The sequence below is a fragment of the Rhodoglobus sp. G.S.23 genome (assembly GCF_056675935.1).
Map to the genome: position 1 here is coordinate 1,197,051 of NZ_CM155237.1, position 15,587 is coordinate 1,212,637.

At 58.1% G+C, this 15,587-nt stretch carries 18 protein-coding genes; 13 read left to right on the forward strand and 5 right to left on the reverse strand.

The window, feature by feature from the left end; genetic code table 11:
• Positions 1-96 precede the first annotated feature (96 nt).
• Positions 97-282 (forward strand): hypothetical protein, encoded by a 186-nt coding sequence (locus tag AC1ENN_RS05685; protein ID WP_449648949.1) that lies wholly within the window; start codon positions 97-99, stop codon positions 280-282.
• Positions 283-372: 90 nt separating this feature from the next.
• Here AC1ENN_RS05685 and AC1ENN_RS05690 read toward each other — a convergent pair whose 3' ends face one another.
• Positions 373-912 carry a YbhB/YbcL family Raf kinase inhibitor-like protein gene (locus AC1ENN_RS05690; protein ID WP_480406932.1) on the reverse strand — a complete coding sequence of 180 codons (540 nt, stop codon included), beginning with the start codon at positions 910-912 and terminating at the stop codon, positions 373-375.
• A gap of 189 nt (positions 913-1,101) precedes the next feature.
• Here AC1ENN_RS05690 and AC1ENN_RS05695 point away from each other — a divergent pair, with 189 nt between their 5' ends.
• Positions 1,102-2,094 carry an aldo/keto reductase gene (locus AC1ENN_RS05695; protein ID WP_449648950.1) on the forward strand — a complete coding sequence of 331 codons (993 nt, stop codon included), beginning with the start codon at positions 1,102-1,104 and terminating at the stop codon, positions 2,092-2,094.
• 90 nt (positions 2,095-2,184) lie between these two features.
• On the opposite strand, the gene AC1ENN_RS05700 is transcribed toward AC1ENN_RS05695, so the two are convergent.
• The gene (locus AC1ENN_RS05700) at positions 2,185-2,775 is read right to left on the reverse strand and encodes a TetR/AcrR family transcriptional regulator (protein WP_449649011.1); all 591 of its coding nucleotides are present in this window, start codon (positions 2,773-2,775) and stop codon (positions 2,185-2,187) included.
• Positions 2,776-3,087: 312 nt separating this feature from the next.
• Between AC1ENN_RS05700 and AC1ENN_RS05705 the strand changes: the two genes are divergently transcribed.
• Both AC1ENN_RS05705 and AC1ENN_RS05710 read left to right on the forward strand, forming a co-directional pair.
• Positions 3,088-4,455: a M16 family metallopeptidase gene (locus AC1ENN_RS05705; protein WP_449648951.1), complete on the forward strand. Its 1,368-nt coding sequence runs from the start codon at positions 3,088-3,090 to the stop codon at positions 4,453-4,455.
• Between the two features lie 18 nt (positions 4,456-4,473).
• A complete protein-coding gene (locus AC1ENN_RS05710) occupies positions 4,474-5,076 on the forward strand; it encodes a histidine phosphatase family protein (RefSeq protein ID WP_449648952.1) in 603 nt (200 codons plus the stop codon).
• A 10-nt stretch (positions 5,077-5,086) separates the two neighbouring features.
• Here AC1ENN_RS05710 and AC1ENN_RS05715 read toward each other — a convergent pair whose 3' ends face one another.
• Entirely contained in the window at positions 5,087-5,545 is a 459-nt protein-coding gene (locus AC1ENN_RS05715; RefSeq protein ID WP_480406846.1) for a GNAT family N-acetyltransferase, read from the reverse strand.
• A gap of 70 nt (positions 5,546-5,615) precedes the next feature.
• On the opposite strand from AC1ENN_RS05715, the gene dapB reads away from it, so the two are divergent.
• Both dapB and AC1ENN_RS05725 read left to right on the forward strand, forming a co-directional pair.
• Positions 5,616-6,371 carry a 4-hydroxy-tetrahydrodipicolinate reductase gene (gene dapB / locus AC1ENN_RS05720; RefSeq protein WP_480406847.1) on the forward strand — a complete coding sequence of 252 codons (756 nt, stop codon included), beginning with the start codon at positions 5,616-5,618 and terminating at the stop codon, positions 6,369-6,371.
• Positions 6,368-6,823: a hypothetical protein gene (locus AC1ENN_RS05725; RefSeq protein WP_449648955.1), complete on the forward strand. Its 456-nt coding sequence runs from the start codon at positions 6,368-6,370 to the stop codon at positions 6,821-6,823. The genes dapB and AC1ENN_RS05725 overlap by 4 nt, the downstream gene beginning before the upstream one ends.
• Before the next feature lie 51 nt (positions 6,824-6,874).
• On the opposite strand, the gene AC1ENN_RS05730 is transcribed toward AC1ENN_RS05725, so the two are convergent.
• Positions 6,875-7,774 (reverse strand): TIGR01777 family oxidoreductase, encoded by a 900-nt coding sequence (locus tag AC1ENN_RS05730; protein ID WP_449648956.1) that lies wholly within the window; start codon positions 7,772-7,774, stop codon positions 6,875-6,877.
• Between the two features lie 2 nt (positions 7,775-7,776).
• A complete protein-coding gene (locus AC1ENN_RS05735) occupies positions 7,777-8,202 on the reverse strand; it encodes an OsmC family peroxiredoxin (protein WP_449648957.1) in 426 nt (141 codons plus the stop codon).
• Between the two features lie 96 nt (positions 8,203-8,298).
• Here AC1ENN_RS05735 and AC1ENN_RS05740 point away from each other — a divergent pair, with 96 nt between their 5' ends.
• From AC1ENN_RS05740 to AC1ENN_RS05770, 7 genes are all read left to right on the forward strand, one after another.
• On the forward strand, positions 8,299-9,108 hold the full coding sequence (locus tag AC1ENN_RS05740) for a thymidylate synthase (RefSeq protein ID WP_449648958.1): 810 nt from the start codon (positions 8,299-8,301) through the stop codon (positions 9,106-9,108).
• A complete protein-coding gene (locus tag AC1ENN_RS05745; protein ID WP_449648959.1) occupies positions 9,105-9,635 on the forward strand; it encodes a dihydrofolate reductase in 531 nt (176 codons plus the stop codon). Before AC1ENN_RS05740 ends, AC1ENN_RS05745 begins: the two co-directional genes overlap by 4 nt.
• Positions 9,636-9,644: 9 nt before the next feature.
• Entirely contained in the window at positions 9,645-10,619 is a 975-nt protein-coding gene (gene dapA, locus AC1ENN_RS05750) for a 4-hydroxy-tetrahydrodipicolinate synthase (RefSeq protein ID WP_449648960.1), read from the forward strand.
• A gap of 93 nt (positions 10,620-10,712) precedes the next feature.
• Positions 10,713-12,389, forward strand: a complete 1,677-nt coding sequence (locus AC1ENN_RS05755; RefSeq protein ID WP_449648961.1) for a ribonuclease J — start codon at positions 10,713-10,715, stop codon at positions 12,387-12,389.
• A gap of 148 nt (positions 12,390-12,537) precedes the next feature.
• A complete protein-coding gene (locus AC1ENN_RS05760) occupies positions 12,538-13,506 on the forward strand; it encodes an efflux RND transporter periplasmic adaptor subunit (RefSeq protein WP_449648962.1) in 969 nt (322 codons plus the stop codon).
• On the forward strand, positions 13,506-14,231 hold the full coding sequence (locus AC1ENN_RS05765) for an ABC transporter ATP-binding protein (protein ID WP_449648963.1): 726 nt from the start codon (positions 13,506-13,508) through the stop codon (positions 14,229-14,231). The genes AC1ENN_RS05760 and AC1ENN_RS05765 overlap by 1 nt, the downstream gene beginning before the upstream one ends.
• Entirely contained in the window at positions 14,228-15,580 is a 1,353-nt protein-coding gene (locus AC1ENN_RS05770) for an ABC transporter permease (protein ID WP_480406848.1), read from the forward strand. The genes AC1ENN_RS05765 and AC1ENN_RS05770 overlap by 4 nt, the downstream gene beginning before the upstream one ends.
• Positions 15,581-15,587: the final 7 nt, after the last annotated feature.

Below are 15,587 nucleotides of genomic sequence, written 5' to 3' on the forward strand. Positions count from 1 at the left end.
GCTCGAGAGAAGTAAGACCTCTTTCAGGGGTAGTCACCCTTGTCTCCCCTTGCACAGGGAGGGGATATAGGGGCTCTGGGGCGGTACGGTGGTTCTGTGACCCGAATCACTACACCTCTTGATGCCTTCATGAGCGACATGCTCGTGTGGCTAGATGGCGCTTGGTATTTGTGGGTGGCTCTCGGCATCGTCGTGCTTGTCGTGGTCGTCAGCGTGGTTGTCGCAAAAATGCGCAGCCGAGGCTACGAACGCGTACCGCATTACTTCCGTCAGAGTAGCTAAGCCCCGATTTCTGCGTTCTTTATTTGCCCGCATTCCCGAAGCGGGTTACTTGGCGTGCTCGTGTGATCGCTCAGATGAGCCCGCGAGCGTTTATACGTCATTGTCGGTGCTGGAGTAGCCAATCAGCTGAGCGCGGGCAACAATGTGATCACGCAGTACGAAACCCAACATGGCGGGAGTACTTCCTTCGGCAACGTCGAGGAGCTCGACGTTGAGGGCGCTCACGGTGAAAACATAGCGGTTGGCGCCATGACCGGCGGGCGGTGCTGCTCCTTGAAACGACGTGAGTCGCAGTTCGTTCGGAAGAGTGACGGAGCCGTGTGGCATGAGCTGAGCATCCGGATTACCGGCATCCTGAGGCAGAGACTCTACCGAGGCGGGGATGTTGTAGACGGCCCAGTGCCACCATCCGCTGCCGGTCGGGGCGTCAGGATCGAACACCGTGAGGGCAAAACTTTTGGTGCCGGAGGGAAAACCGTGCCAATGAAGGGTGGGGGAGCGGTCTTCGCCGCCCGCGTTCGCGATGCCGGAGCGAGCCCACTGGGGCAGCATTCCTTCAGCTTCAAAGTCTGGGCTCTCAAGCTCAAACGTCGGTACGACGCGAAGCTTCCAGTTCGGGTCATTCACGATGGGGATCCTCTCGTTGGCTAACTCGGTGCTCGTGCCATTATCGCGAGGTTGCGACTGAAGCGGCACCAATTGCGCTCTGAGAGCCCCGATGTCGCTGTTTTTGACACGGACTAGTAACGATCGCGGTGTGCGGCGCGTATTGCGCGTTGGCTCGTCTTATCCTTGCCAGAAGCCTTGTGGGAGGCCACTATGACGCAGGTACACCCGACTCGATCACTGCCGGGTGCTCCGAGTGCGGAGCTAAGTTCGCAACCTCACTTCATCACGCGCGTAATTGGTTCCTCTGACCTTCGTGTCTATCCTCTTGCCCTCAGCGGCAACGTCTTCGGCTGGACTGCCGACGACTCGGCGACGACGGCGATTCTCGATACTTTCGCTGACGGCGGCGGCAACTTCATTGATACCGCTGACTCTTACGCTTCCGGCCGCAGCGAGCTCATGGTTGGCAAGTGGATGCGCGTTCGTCACAACCGCGATGACGTCGTTTTGGCCACCAAGGTAGGGAAGAGTCGCGACAACCCTGGCATGCAAGCAGGTTCGATCAAGCGTGCTGTCGCTGCGTCGCTTGCGCGCCTAGGAACTTCGCACATCGACCTCCTGTACCTGCACGTTGATGACGAGAGCGTCGATTTTGACGAAACTCTGCTCGCGGTAGATGAACTCATCGGTGAAGGCAAAGTGCGTTACTTCGGAGGCTCAGACCACACCGGCAATCGCCTTATTCAGGCGCGCATTGCCTGCGGTCAGATGGGCGTAGCGCCCATGATCGCTGTGCAGTCGCACTACAATCTCCTGCACCGTGAAGAGTATGAGACTGGTCTCGCTCATGTCGCTGCCATTCAGGGTTTGGGGGTAATGCCGCGATTTGCTCTTGCCAGTGGGTTCCTCAGTGGAAAGTACCGTCAACGGGGCGATCTAGCCCTCAACTCCCGCGGGCATGACGCCGCGCAATATCTCCGACGTCGAGGCTTCAAGGTGTTGAACGCCTTGGATGAGGTTGCAGATGAACACGATGCGAGTGCGGCAACGATTGCTTTGGCATGGCTTCTCAATAAGCCAGGAGTCGTGGCGCCCGTCGTGAGTGCGAGCAACGCGGCGCAGGTGCCTGAACTACTCGCGGCTGCCCGCGTGCAGTTGACGCGGCATCAGTCGGCTGACTTGGATCGAGCGTCCGCGTACTAGAGTCCGAAACGGCGGCACTGTATCGGCACCGCGGTGACGAGCTCAGGTTGGCGTTGCCGGTTGACCTGTGAGTCTTAGTACACGGTTGGACTAAACCCGGACGGAGTCAGCGAGCACGCGTTTGACTACACGCGCCATTGCTGCTCCGGCGGCGATAGTGTCTCCGGCATAGCCGCCGGCGAGGGCGCCATCTTTAGCGAGCATGAGCTCGTCAGCTGCGTCACCGGGGAAGAGGTGGCCTGCGTCGCGCATGAGCTCATAGAGAGCCTCGTTGTACCAATCGCGATGCTCGGCGATGAGCTTACGCACCGGATGTGTGGGGTCGGAAAACTCTGCAACGACGTTGAGGAATGGGCATCCGCGAAAATCGGCTTTTGTGAGCTCCCCAGCGATGCCTTCAAGCAATCCCAGAACCGCGTCCTGCGGTGATGCTGCACTATCTATGACGGACTGTACGTGCGCCTCAGTGCTCGCTCTGCGGCTCTTGACGTATTCGAGAATCAAGTTGTCTTTTGAGCGGTAGTGCTTGTAGAACGTCGCTTTCGTCACGCTCGACTGAGCGATGATGCGGTCTACTCCGACGTTCAGGATGCCATCTTGGTAGAAAAGTTCGTTGGCCGTTTCAAGAATGCGGCCTTTGGCCGGAGCGCGCTGTGCGGTCTCTGGTGTCTCAAATACCATCACAGCGCACTCCTTCCGGGGGAAATCCGGATCAGGAATTTTTCCCCACTAAGTGCATTACTCGATTCGGGTCGAGCGATGCGGTTGTAATACACAACCCGGTTCGGGTCCGGGTTGTGTGGTTATGGTCACCGCGCGATTCGGGCTTGAGCGGTGGGTTGTCGGCTTCGGGTGCCTAAAAGAACTGTACCACAGGAGGACATACAGACAAGTCTGTCTGTCCTCATTTGGCCACCCCAATTTGGGGGGTCTTTTTCCTGAGAATTCTCGACGCAATCGTGCGCTCAAGACAAATGACGTAGGCTCATACCGATGAGCGACGCTGTGATTCTTCCTCTTGACCTTCCCGAACTGTCGTTCACTGCAACCGGCGACAGTCTCGTTCGCAGAACCGTTTTGCCGAGTGGTGTGCGCATCCTCAGCGAACAAGTTCCTGGTGCGCGAAGCGCCACCGTCGGCTACTGGGTAGCGGCGGGCTCCCGAGACGAACTCCCGGGAACCTTCGGTGCAACTCACTTCCTAGAGCACTTGCTTTTCAAAGGCACCCCATCGCGCACAGCTCTCGACATCGCGGTGAGCTTTGACGCTGTCGGCGGCGAACACAACGCAATGACCGCCAAGGAATACACCTGCTATTACGCCAAGGTGCAAGATATTGACTTGCCCATGGCGATTGAAGTGATTGGTGACATGCTCACGTCGAGCCTCATTGATCCAACCGAGTTCGCCAACGAGCGCGGCGTGATCTTAGAAGAACTCGCCATGGCAGACGACGATCCCACTGATGTCGCTAGCGAGCGCTTCTTCGAAGCGGTCTTTGGCGATCATCCGCTTGGTCGGCCCATTGGCGGTAGCGCAGAAACAATCAACGCGATCTCGCGTGAATCGGTAATGAAGCATTACCGCGGCAATTACCGCCCCCAAGATCTGGTAATCACTGTGGCAGGTGCCGTTGACCACGACATGCTCCTCGCCGCAGTCTCCGCCTGCTTGGTTGGCGCCGGCTGGGATCTCTCTTATGAGGCAACACCGGTAGCACGCAGAGACAGTGCAGCCACAGCAGCATCAGCGACGACTGCAGCTCAGCGCCTTCAGATAACGCATCGCCCGATCGAGCAAGCAAATATCATTGCTGGCGTTGAAGGACTTTCGGCGACCGATGAACGACGCGCAACCCTCACCGTGCTCAACTCGATTCTTGGCAGCGGAATGTCCTCGCGGCTCTTTCAAGAGGTACGCGAGAAGCGTGGTCTGGCCTACTCGGTGTATTCGTTCGCGCCCAGCTACTCCGACGCCGGAATCTTTGGAATTTATGCCGGATGTTCGCCAGCAAAGTCCGCACAGGTCGCCGAATTGATGCTCGAAGAATTCAGCAAGCTCGGCGATGCCCATGTGACTGACGAGGAAATAAGTCGCGCGGTTGGTCAACTCCGAGGCGCCTCAGCACTTGCGCTCGAAGACTCAGATTCGCGCATGTCGCGACTCGGGCGCAGCGAACTAACGCTTGGCGAGTTTATCGACCTCGACACATCGATTGCTCGGATCTCGGCAGTCACAGCCGACGGAATTCAAGAACTTGCTCGCGAGCTCTCATCGCGCCCCCTGTCGATTGCGGCAGTCGGTGCGGTCACTCAAGAGATGTTCACCGGGCTTACTCTGGGCAGCGCTGCCCGAAGCTAGATCAACAAAGGAATGGTGATGGCTCACTACCTCTACCTCGTGCGTCACGGCGAGCAGCAAGACGCAGAACATGGACTTCCTGACGGCCCGCTCTCGGGCAAGGGGACACGTCAAGCGATGGCAATCTCTGAGCGCCTGAGTGGTGTTCCCTTTACCCGCGCGTTTCACTCGCCGCTGCAGCGCGCTGCAGAAACGGCCGCAATAATGACTGAGCGGATGCCGGCACTCGAGTCACAGCCAACAACGCTGCTCATGGACTGCATCCCCAGCGGCCCAACCGTCGATATGCCGTCAGCCTTCGACCACTTCTTTGGCTCAGTAACACCGGAAGAGATTGACGCTGGCGAAGCGCAAATGGCTGATGCCGTTGCCGAATTCCTCACTCCGGCACGCGAAGACCGCCACGACCTGCTCATCACGCACAATTTCGTAATCGCTTGGTTTGTGCGCGAAGTGCTTGGCGGTGACCGGTGGCGTTGGTTGGGGCTCAATCAGGCCAATTGTGGGCTTACGATCATCCGAGTGCGAAGTGCGAAGCCGCCAGTGCTCGTGGCCCACAATGATCTCGGGCACTTGCCGGCAGAATTGCGCACGGGACTTCCCGAAGAGCAGCCCTACTAGCGCGAGTGTGTTACTGGATCTTCTTGCGATACCAGGTGGTCGCGTTGGGGTTGTCGTTGTACGGTTCGACGGATTCGAATCCGCTCGAACGGTAAAGCCCACCGGCTGCGGCGAGACTTTCGTTGGTGTCGAGTACTAGCTCTGTGGCGCCCCATTTGCGGGCCCGCAGCTCGAGTTCCGCTAAGAGTTGTCGTCCGAGCCCGGCGCCGCGACCTTCGCGGCGCACCCACAGGTGCTTCACTTCGAAACGACCAGCATCAAGCTGGCGGATGCCGCCACAGCCGAGTGCGTTGCCCATTTCCTCGACGACGACGAAAACTCCGCGCGGCGCCGTGAACTGGTCGACGCTGGGGAAAGTAGTGACGTAGCCCGATGGGGTCGGAAACGTCTCAGCTCGGTAGCTGAAGTACTCGGTGAGAAGTTCGTGGGCGAGAGCATCCGAGACGGAGAGAGGTCGAAACTGTGGCACAGCACCACAGTACTCTCGGCTGCAGGTGCGGGTAGTCAGCGAAGTCGCTCAGCATTGATAGATTTGAGTAATGACAACGAAAGTAGCGGTAGTCGGCGCAACCGGTCGCATGGGAAAGTTCATCAGTGGCGTGGTCGACGCAGCAGCTGATTTCTCGTTGGTCGCCACCCTTAATTCGCGGTCGGAGCTCAGCGAAATTCTTGAGGCAGACGTCGTGGTTGACGTCACCGAGCCGAGCATTTCGCCATCGGTTGTCGAGTTTGCGACGTCGCATGGCAAGAGTGTTCTTGTCGGCACCTCTGGCTGGAGCGAAGATCGCGTGCAAAGCGTAAAATCAGCGCTTGCCGACAGGCCCGATGTCGGCGTCATCTTTATCCCTAACTTTTCCCTTGGCTCCGCCTTGGCCACATCATTCGCGGCCTCCGCTGCGAGGTATTTCGATTCGATCGAAATCATCGAGAGCCACCACGCCGGCAAAGTCGATTCGCCTTCCGGCACGGCTGTTCGCACGGCAGAGCTCATGGCAGATGCCCGCAATAAACGTGGACCTGTGGCAGCACCTCATCATGATCAACGTGCGCGGGGTGAACAGGTTGCTGGCATTCCGGTGCACAGCCTGCGGATGGCGGGAGTTGTGGCGCACCAGCAGGTTATTTTCGGTGGTCCGGGAGAAGTGCTCACGATCGACCACCGCACAATGTCGCAAGACTCTTACGAGGCGGGAATTTTGCTTGGGCTGCGGGCGATCTCCCGTGCGCGCGGGGTAACGGTTGGGCTCGATCAGCTCATCGATCTCACCCCTGGCGACCGAGCGGATTCCCAGTGAAAACACGCATTGCGGCACTGGTGATGGTGGGTCTGCTGATCCTCTATCTCGTATTCGTCATCAACTATTCATTTGTTCTCATCGGAACAGGTGAGCTCATCGCCCAGGTTATGGGGTGGGCGCTTCTTGTCCTTCCGCTGATCGGCTTGTGGGCGCTTGCGGCAGAAATGGTATTCATTTTTCGCGCGGATCGACTGTTCAGTACTCTCAGGGACGAGGATGCTTTGCCCGAGGAGATCACGGAACGTCGGCCAAGCGGTCGCCCGGATCCCGAAGCCGCCGACCGAGCATTCGGACGTTACCGCGATGAGGCGGAGGCCAGCCCGGAATCGTGGCGTGCCTGGCTTCGGCTCGGACTCGCCTACGACGCCAGTGGCGACCGCCGTCGCGCGCGCTGGGCAACGCGACGCGCAATCTCGCTTTCTCGTGGTCCTGCGGCGAAGGCTGCCTAGGGACGACCGTGACCGCGGGCGAAACGACTCGCTGTCTAAAGTCGAGCAGACTTACTCGATGAATTCCTCGATCGCCTGCTCGATCGTGTCGTGCGTGAAAGTAAAACCCGTGCCGAGGAGCCTGCTCGGCTGAACCTTTTCATCAACCAAGATGAGATCTTCGCCTGCATCGCCCAGCATCCGGAATGCGAAGCTGGGAACAGTAAGCCAATGGGGTTTGTGCATGGCCTGTGCGAGGGTTTTGGTGACCGTGTCTGCCGTTGCTGGAGTTGGCCCAACGAGGGAAACGACGCCGGAGAATTCACTTCGGAGCAAATGGATGATGGCAGCAGCTTCGTCGTGAAGGCTAATCCACGGCCAATACTGTTCACCGCTTCCGAGCCGGCTCCCCAGACCGAAACGAGTGAGAAGGTTGAGCGGAGTAAACGCTCCGCCCTCACCAACAACGATTCCAGTGCGGAACATTACGAGGCGTGTTGTCGAAGGTGTGAGCTGCGCGGCTTTCTCCCACGCATCAACAACGTCGCTCAGGAATCCTGTTCCCTTCGTCGAGTCGTCAGTCAGAACTTCGCCTGGACGGCTCCCGAAGATGCCCACAGCGGAGCCGTTAAGGAAAACGGAAGGGGGAGTTGCAGACCGCCGAATCGCTTCGGCGATGGTGCGGGTGCCGTTGACGCGGGAACGCAATATCTCCCGCTTGTAGCTGGGCGTCCACGGAATTCGTCCAGTGCTGGCGCCGGCAAGGTTGATGACAGCATCCGCACGTTCAATGGCGCGATCGTCGATGGTGCTCGATAGTGGATCCCAGTAGAACTCGGACTCGGTGCGGGGTTCTCGCCGAACGAGGCTCATCACCTCGAAACCTTCTGTCTCCAGTTGGGAGACGAGTTCCGTGCCGATATAGCCAGACGCACCAGCGACGAGGACCCGTGTGACGGCTTCCTCAGTCACCGCTAGGCCAAGCTTGCTTCAAGAGTGATGGGGACGCCCGTCAGCGCGCGTGATACGGGGCATCCTTCTTTTGCTTCTTGAGCCAATCGCTGAAAGTCGTCTTCGCTCAAATCAGCCACTTTGGCACTGACCAGCAGGTGGCTTCCCGTGATTCCTTCTGCAGGATCAAAGGTGACAGCGGCGGTGACTTGCAGGCTCTCTGCCGGAGTTCCGTTACTGGCGAGCCCGTTCGAGAATGCCATCGCAAAACAGGCCGAATGGGCCGCGCCAAGCAGTTCTTCAGGGTTGGTCGTCGCTTCTTGGCCCTCTGAGCGTGCTGCCCAGGTGACCGGGAACTCTGCCGCATCAGAGGAATCTAGCGATGTCGTACCTTTTCCACTAAACAGGTCACCAAACCAGAGTGTTGTTGCTTCGCTCGTAACAGGCATTGCCGTTCCTTTCGTCGTGCTCAACACTATGCGTTGGCTGAACGACGCGCATGAGAAACCCGTGTGAAGGTGCGCGCACCAAGTACTATCAATTCGATGGCTTCTACGATCGCTACCCCCTATGAAGATCTGTTGCGCGACACGCTCGCCAACGGTGTGCACAAGAGTGATCGCACTGGTACTGGCACACGAAGTGTGTTCGGGCGTCAATTGCGGTTCAACCTCGCAGAGGGATTCCCTCTCATCACTACCAAGCGTGTTCACTTCAAGTCGATCGCCTATGAACTGTTGTGGTTCTTGCGCGGGGAAAGCAATGTCTCGTGGCTTCGCGACAACGGGGTAACAATCTGGAATGAGTGGGCAGACGACGATGGCGAACTTGGCCCCGTCTACGGCGTGCAATGGCGCTCCTGGCCGACTCCGTCTGGAGAACAGATTGATCAGGTCTCTGAGGTCATCGAGCAAATCAAGACCAATCCCGATTCTCGTCGGCTCATCGTCTCTGCCTGGAACCCGGCCGACATCCCGAAAATGGCGCTAGCCCCGTGCCATGCCTTCTTCCAGTTTTATGTCGCCGACGGCAAACTGTCCTGCCAGCTCTATCAGCGAAGCGCAGACCTTTTCCTTGGCGTTCCCTTCAATATCGCCAGCTATGCGCTGCTCACGCACCTGGTTGCCGAACAAACGGGGCTCGAGGTCGGCGACTTTGTGTGGACAGGTGGCGATTGCCACATCTACGACAACCACATCGAGCAAGTTGCCGAGCAGTTGAGCCGTGAGCCCTATGCTCTGCCTAGCCTGGCAATCCATACCAAACCAGACAAAGTCTTCGGCTATGCGTTCGAAGACTTTGAGATCGTCGGCTACCAGCACCACCCAGCCATCAAGGCCCCGGTCGCAGTGTGAGCGTGACCGTTGGCATGATCTGGGCGCAGTCTGATGGCGGAATCATTGGAAGCGACGGCGCGATGCCTTGGCACTTGCCTGAGGATCTCGCCCACTTCAAAGAACTCACTCTTGGCAGCCCGGTAATCATGGGCCGTAAAACGTGGGAGTCACTGCCTCAGCGTTTTCGGCCGCTGCCAGGGCGCCGCAACATCGTCGTCACTCGGCAAACCGAGTGGGGCGATGACGGAGCGGAAGTCACACACAGCGTTGACGAAGCCATTATGTTGGCTGCGACATCCGTTCAGCCCGGGGACACGGTGTGGGTTATTGGGGGCGCAGAAATATTTGCGCATGCCCTTAACCATGCGCACAGGCTCGAGATCACAGAGATCCGCGAGAGCTTTGACGGGGACACCCTTGCCCCGCATCGAAGCGAACAATGGATGCTGGCAGCGAGCGATCCCGCCGAAGATTGGCACACGTCATCCAGTGGACTTCATTACCGTTTCTTGCGATACGAAACCCAGACTTCGAACCAGCGCTAACCTAGAGGGGTGTCTACAGTGAATCCTTTTGGTCAAGTACTCGTCGCGCTCATCACGCCATTCACCGCTGAGGGTGAAGTTAATTGGGGCGATGTTGAAAAGCACATCGATAGTGTGATCAGCGCCGGTGCCGATGGCATCGTCGTCACGGGTACTACCGGTGAAACAAGCACTCTCACTGATCCCGAGAAAATCAAGCTTGTCGAGGTTGCAAAATCTGTCTCTTCCGGTCGCGCCAAGATCATCACTGGCGGTGGTTCGAACGAGACCGCGCACGCGATTGAGCTCTACAAGGCAAGCGAGAAGGCTGGCGCTGACGGTGTGATGTTCGTCACGCCCTACTACAACAAGCCGACCCAAGCTGGCGTGCTCACTCACTTTCGCATGCTCGCTGATGCTACCGATCTGCCCGCGATTCTTTATGACATCCCGGGTCGCACTGGCGTGCCGATCATGTACGAAACAATCCTTCGTGCGGCGAAGCATCCCAACATCCTCGCGGTGAAAGATGCGAAGGGTGATTTCAGTGAGGTGAGCCGTGTGCTCAACCAGACTGACCTCTTGTACTTCTCTGGCGATGACGCCAATGTTCTCCCTCACCTAGCGATTGGCGCTTCCGGCCTCATCGGAGTAACGGCCAACATCGCACCTGCTCCCTACCGCGTGATCGTCGATGCGGTAAATGCGGGCGACCTTGCCACAGCAACCGCAGCCCACAAAGCGCTCGAGCCACTGGTTCGGGCGGCAATGACTCACGTTCCAGGCACCGTCGCTGCCAAGTACATTCTTCACGGCCTCGGGCGCATTTCTAGCCCACGAGTTCGATTGCCTCTCGTCGGACCTGAAGAGTCAGAGGCGGCGCAGATTGAAGACGAGTTGGCGCTGGTCACCGGAATCACAGGTCTCGATCTCACAAATTTTCGCCCTGACCGCAATGCGGCTGCCGGGGGAGCGCTCCCCAAAGTTGCCGGAGCAACCCGCTAGGTTCTTCCGCGAGGGGTAGGCTCTGCCATGGGCATGGCCCACATTTTTCGCACAGGGGCTGACGGCCCTACACATCTAACTGCAAGGTACTGAATGCCAGTTTCCGTTTTTGATCCACCCGCACTTGAGTCGGGCACCCTCCGCGTTACACCGATTGGCGGTCTCGGCGAAATCGGTCGAAACATGACCACTTTCGAAATCGACGGCAAGATCCTCATCGTTGACTGCGGTGTACTCTTTCCTGAGGAGCACCAGCCCGGTGTCGACCTGATCCTTCCTGATTTCAGTTCGATTCGTGACCGTCTCGACGACATTCTTGGCATTGTGCTCACGCATGGCCATGAAGACCACATTGGCGCTGTTCCCTACCTCTTGCGCTTGCGTCAAGACATCCCCCTGATCGGTTCGACCCTTACCCTCGCGCTCATTGAAGCGAAGCTCAAAGAACACCGCATTAAGCCGTACACGCTCAATGTCACTGAGGGTCAAAAAGAGAAGATCGGTCCATTCGATCTCGAGTTTGTTGCCGTCAACCATTCGATTCCGGATGCCCTTGCCGTTGCCATTACGACTGTTGCAGGCACTGTTCTGCACACGGGTGACTTCAAGATGGACCAGTTGCCGCTCGATAATCGCATCACCGACCTGCGTGCTTTTGCTCGCCTCGGCGAAGCGGGAATTGATCTCTTCCTTTCTGACTCGACGAACGCTGACGTTCCGGGCTTCACGCCGAACGAACGTGACATTGGTCCGGTTCTTGAGGCGGTCATTGCCAAGGCTCCTCGGCGCGTAATTGTCGCGAGCTTCTCGAGCCACGTGCACCGCGTGCAGCAGGTGCTCGATGCGGCAATCGCCAACGACCGCAAGGTTGTTTTGATGGGCCGTTCAATGGTCCGCAACATGGGTATCGCTGCTGATCTAGGCTTCCTCAAGGTGCCAGACGGTGTTTTGCTCGATGCCAAAAAGGCTGTCAACTATCCAGACAACAAGCTCGTCTACATGTCAACGGGTAGCCAAGGTGAGCCGATGGCTGTTCTTGCGCGCATGGCGAATATGGAGCACCAGATCGAGGTCGGGCAGGGTGACACGGTAATTCTCGCGTCGAGCCTTATCCCGGGCAATGAGAACGCTGTTTACCGCGTAATCAACGGGCTGACCAAGTTGGGGGCCAACGTTGTGCATAAGGCGAATGCCAAGGTGCACGTTTCTGGCCACGCGGCGGCTGGTGAGCTGCTGTACTGCTACAACATTTTGCGCCCCAAGAACGTACTGCCTGTTCACGGCGAATACCGTCACTTGGTCGCTAACGCCAATCTGGCGATCCAGTCGGGTGTTCCTGCCGAGAACACGATCATCGCCGAAGATGGCACGGTGATCGATCTCAAAGATGGTCACGCAGCGATCGTTGGTCAACTCGATGTTGGCTTCGTCTATGTTGATGGGTCGAGCGTTGGCGAAATCACGGATGCTGATCTGAAGGATCGCCGCATTCTTGCCGAAGAGGGCTTCATTTCGATTTTCGTCGCGGTTGATGCTCAGACGGGAAAGGTCATTGTCGGGCCTGAGATTCAGTCTCGCGGCTTTGCTGAGGATGAGGACGTGTTCGATGCCGTTCTCCCCATGGTGATCAAGGCGCTTACTGACGCCGCCGCGAACGGAACGCGCGACACTCACTCTTTCGCTCAAGTTGTCCGTCGCACTGTCGGCCGTTGGGTTAATACCCAGCACCGTCGTCGTCCGATGATCGTTCCGGTCGTCATCGAGGTTTAACTTTTCACTGGGCGCGAGGGGCTCTGCTCCTCGCGCCTTTTGTGCACCCGCGGAGCGAATGCCGGGCTTGTCTTTTGTCACTTTTGATGGTGTGATGTGAAGATTGCTCGGTTGCTATGGCGAGCCGATTCTGGATTCGGAGTATCGAATGAGTGTTGCGCGCAGGTGGGTATTCCCCATTATTTGGCTGATCATCTTTTCTGTTATTGCGGCAGCCCTCGTGAAGTTTGCGTTCTTTGGCGATGCGCTCGCTGTGGATGACCGAGAGTTTCCGACGGTCGCGATTGAGGAGCAGCACTACGAAGTGGTGACGGGAACGATCACTAACGATGTCGAATTGACGGGGAGTGTGACGGCTGCCGCTAGTGTCCCGATTCCTGCGACGCTTTCCGGAGAAGTGCGTGAGGTTGCGGTCACGGCAGGTCAGGCTGTCAAGAAGGGCCAAGAGATCCTGAAGCTGCGAGCCGAGGTGGTCAACGCCGACGGAACGCCAGGAACTCAGTGGAAGGTGGTCGTTGCGCCAGCCACCGGCACGCTCACCGACTTCACTACGCTCGTCGGTTCCTCCTTTCAGGTGGGGTCACCCGTCGGCAGCGTGGCTCCACCGTCATACCTCGTGACCGGCACGGTTCCCTCCGCGCAGTTGTACCGACTCGTCGACCGTCCCACCGAAGCAAGTGTTGCCATCAACGGAGGTCCGGCGCCGTTCACGTGTACCGGACTGAGCATCACGTTTGCGGCTGCGACAGAAGCCGGTGGGGAAGCGGCATCCGGACCAACAGTGTCCTGTGTCGTGCCGAGTGATGTTGTTGTGTTCCCTGGTCTCAGCGCCGATTTGACGATCGCTGGCGGTGTCGCTGAAGACGTCATGGTCGCCCCGGTTACTGCCATCGAGGGACTCGCCAGCTCGGGAAATGTTTATTTCGTGCTCCCTGACGGCACGACCGAGGTGCGCGAAGTCGTGCTTGGTCTTAACGATGGCATCACCGTTGAGATTGTTTCCGGACTGGAAATCGGCGACGTGATCTTGCAGTTTGTTCCCGGTGCTGATGCGATCGACGAGGAAAATCTGCCGGACAATTGCTACAAAGATGGCGATAGCGTGGTGTGCTACTGATGCCGTTGTTATCGCTAGAAGGCGTAACGCGCTCGGTAGAGCTTCCCGACTTCAGTCGTCTCGACATCCTTAAGGGCGTTGATCTTGCTGTGGATGTTGGTGACCACATCAGCATTGTTGGGCGTTCTGGGTCAGGTAAGTCGACACTCCTCAACCTGCTTGGACTCATCGATAACCCGACAACTGGTCGCATCGTGTTTGACGGTGCCCCGTTAGCGAAGCTCTCAGGTGGCAAGCGAGACCGCAAACGAGGGCGCGATGTCGGTTTTATTTTTCAGCAATTCAATCTGCTGGCGGGCCGTACTGCGCTCGAGAACGTTATGACCCCACTGCTGTACGCGTCTGGCCGTCAGTTTTGGCGCCGTCGCGCTCTTGCTGAAGAGATGCTCGACCGGGTCGGCCTCAGTGAGCGGATGACATCAATGCCAGACAAACTCTCCGGCGGTGAGCAACAGCGTGTTGCCATCGCGAGAGCACTCGTGCGCAGCCCGCGACTGATCCTCGCTGACGAACCGACCGGAGCGCTCGATGTTGAGACCGGTGCGACTGTCATGAAATTACTCGACACCGTTGCGGAGCAATCCGGTGCCGCTCTCATCACCATTACCCACGACCCCAACGTTGCAGCGCTCGCTCGCCGGCACTATCGACTAGACAACGGGGTACTGTCGGCGATTGATGTGCGTCGGATGCTGGCGACGTCACTTCCGGAAGCTGCGCTATGAGGTGGTTTCACAAGAAAGATCGCGAGGCAGGGGCTGAGCCTGAGGCTGATGCAGCGGTAGAGCCGGGTACCGTCGTCGTCGTGCGCCCCAACTACGAGCTCGCGAAACCGACGCGTGAACCGCGTGGTTCACTGTTGAGCGGCCTCGTGGGTTCTGTTGTTGAGGCATGGGACGAAGTCCGCATCAACCGCACCCGAGTGCTTCTGAGTTTGATCGGTATCGGGGTAGCGGTCTGCGCTCTTGCGACCGTGGTTGGCGCCGGAGCGGTATTTGGACAAGCCCAGACTGAACAGTACGAGAAGCAAAGCGGTCGGCCGGCGACGATCATGGCATACCCACCTTTCTCGACGGTGACGAATGAGCAAGCTGATGCAGCAGAGTTCCTCGATTTCATGGGAACACTCGTCGAGCGCTATCAGGTGAGTCACTCAACTTCCGTCCGTCGAGGAAGCGCCAGCATTCAGCTGCCAGACGGTACACAGTTCACCGCCCTGTTGGGTGTGGATGACAAATACGGCGTAATGCATCGACTAGACATTGCCGAGGGCCGCTGGCTGACCGAAGAGGATGAGAAGCACCTCGCGCCGTCAGTGGTCATCAACGACGAGCTGTACGAGAAACTTGGGCGTCCTGACCTGCGTATGCACCCCACGATTAAACTTTCCGCTGACACAGTGACTACGGCTGTGGTCGTTGGGGTACTCGCGCCGGAGCCGAACGCCTCAGGGTTAAGTGTGTCAATTCTTGCGTCGCCTTTTAGCGCGCTCGTCGGCACTGAGGCCGCTAACGCAGGCGATTCGAGTTTCGAGATGTGGGTTCCCGAAGAACAATCTTCTCAACTGGTCGACCTCCTCGATCGCGACATGCGCGCGCAGTATGGCGAAGACGTCCAACCGAGTGTGAACCGCAATGACTATCTGGCGTGGGGTGGACCCAACCCTCTCGAACCACTCCAATGGGTCATTGGCGGTATCGCAGGTCTCATTCTCCTTCTTGGCGCATTGGGGCTTGTCAATATTTCTCTTGTGACGGTGAAATATCGCGTGCGAGAAATCGGAGTCCGTCGTGCGTTTGGAGCCACGGCCGGACGCGTGTTTTTCGCGGTCATGATGGAGAGCGTCGTCGCAACGCTCGCCGCTGGCGTAATTGGGGTTGCCCTCTCGATTGCGATCGTGCAAAACCCCGCCGTTCAGAATCTGATTGCGCCTGGTGTGCAAGATCTGCCGCCGTATCCGCTAGAGGCTGCGCTGATCGCGCTCGCGGCATCCGCAGCTGTTGGTGTCCTTGCTGGCCTCATGCCTGCCATCGTCGCCGTCAAAGTGAAGGTGATTGATGCCATCCGCTATTAGCGCGCGC

Bases quoted from the DNA above. Each gene is read 5' to 3' on its own strand.
- AC1ENN_RS05695 (WP_449648950.1), top strand. From the start codon at position 1,102: ATGACGCAGGTACACCCGACTCGATCACTGCCGGGTGCTCCGAGTGCG.
- AC1ENN_RS05700 (WP_449649011.1), bottom strand. From the start codon at position 2,775: ATGGTATTTGAGACACCAGAGACCGCACAGCGCGCTCCGGCCAAAGGC.
- AC1ENN_RS05705 (WP_449648951.1), top strand. From the start codon at position 3,088: ATGAGCGACGCTGTGATTCTTCCTCTTGACCTTCCCGAACTGTCGTTC.
- AC1ENN_RS05710 (WP_449648952.1), top strand. From the start codon at position 4,474: ATGGCTCACTACCTCTACCTCGTGCGTCACGGCGAGCAGCAAGACGCA.
- dapB (WP_480406847.1), top strand. From the start codon at position 5,616: ATGACAACGAAAGTAGCGGTAGTCGGCGCAACCGGTCGCATGGGAAAG.
- AC1ENN_RS05735 (WP_449648957.1), bottom strand. From the start codon at position 8,202: ATGCCTGTTACGAGCGAAGCAACAACACTCTGGTTTGGTGACCTGTTT.
- AC1ENN_RS05740 (WP_449648958.1), top strand. From the start codon at position 8,299: ATGGCTTCTACGATCGCTACCCCCTATGAAGATCTGTTGCGCGACACG.
- AC1ENN_RS05755 (WP_449648961.1), top strand. From the start codon at position 10,713: ATGCCAGTTTCCGTTTTTGATCCACCCGCACTTGAGTCGGGCACCCTC.
- AC1ENN_RS05760 (WP_449648962.1), top strand. From the start codon at position 12,538: ATGAGTGTTGCGCGCAGGTGGGTATTCCCCATTATTTGGCTGATCATC.
- AC1ENN_RS05765 (WP_449648963.1), top strand. From the start codon at position 13,506: ATGCCGTTGTTATCGCTAGAAGGCGTAACGCGCTCGGTAGAGCTTCCC.
- AC1ENN_RS05770 (WP_480406848.1), top strand. From the start codon at position 14,228: ATGAGGTGGTTTCACAAGAAAGATCGCGAGGCAGGGGCTGAGCCTGAG.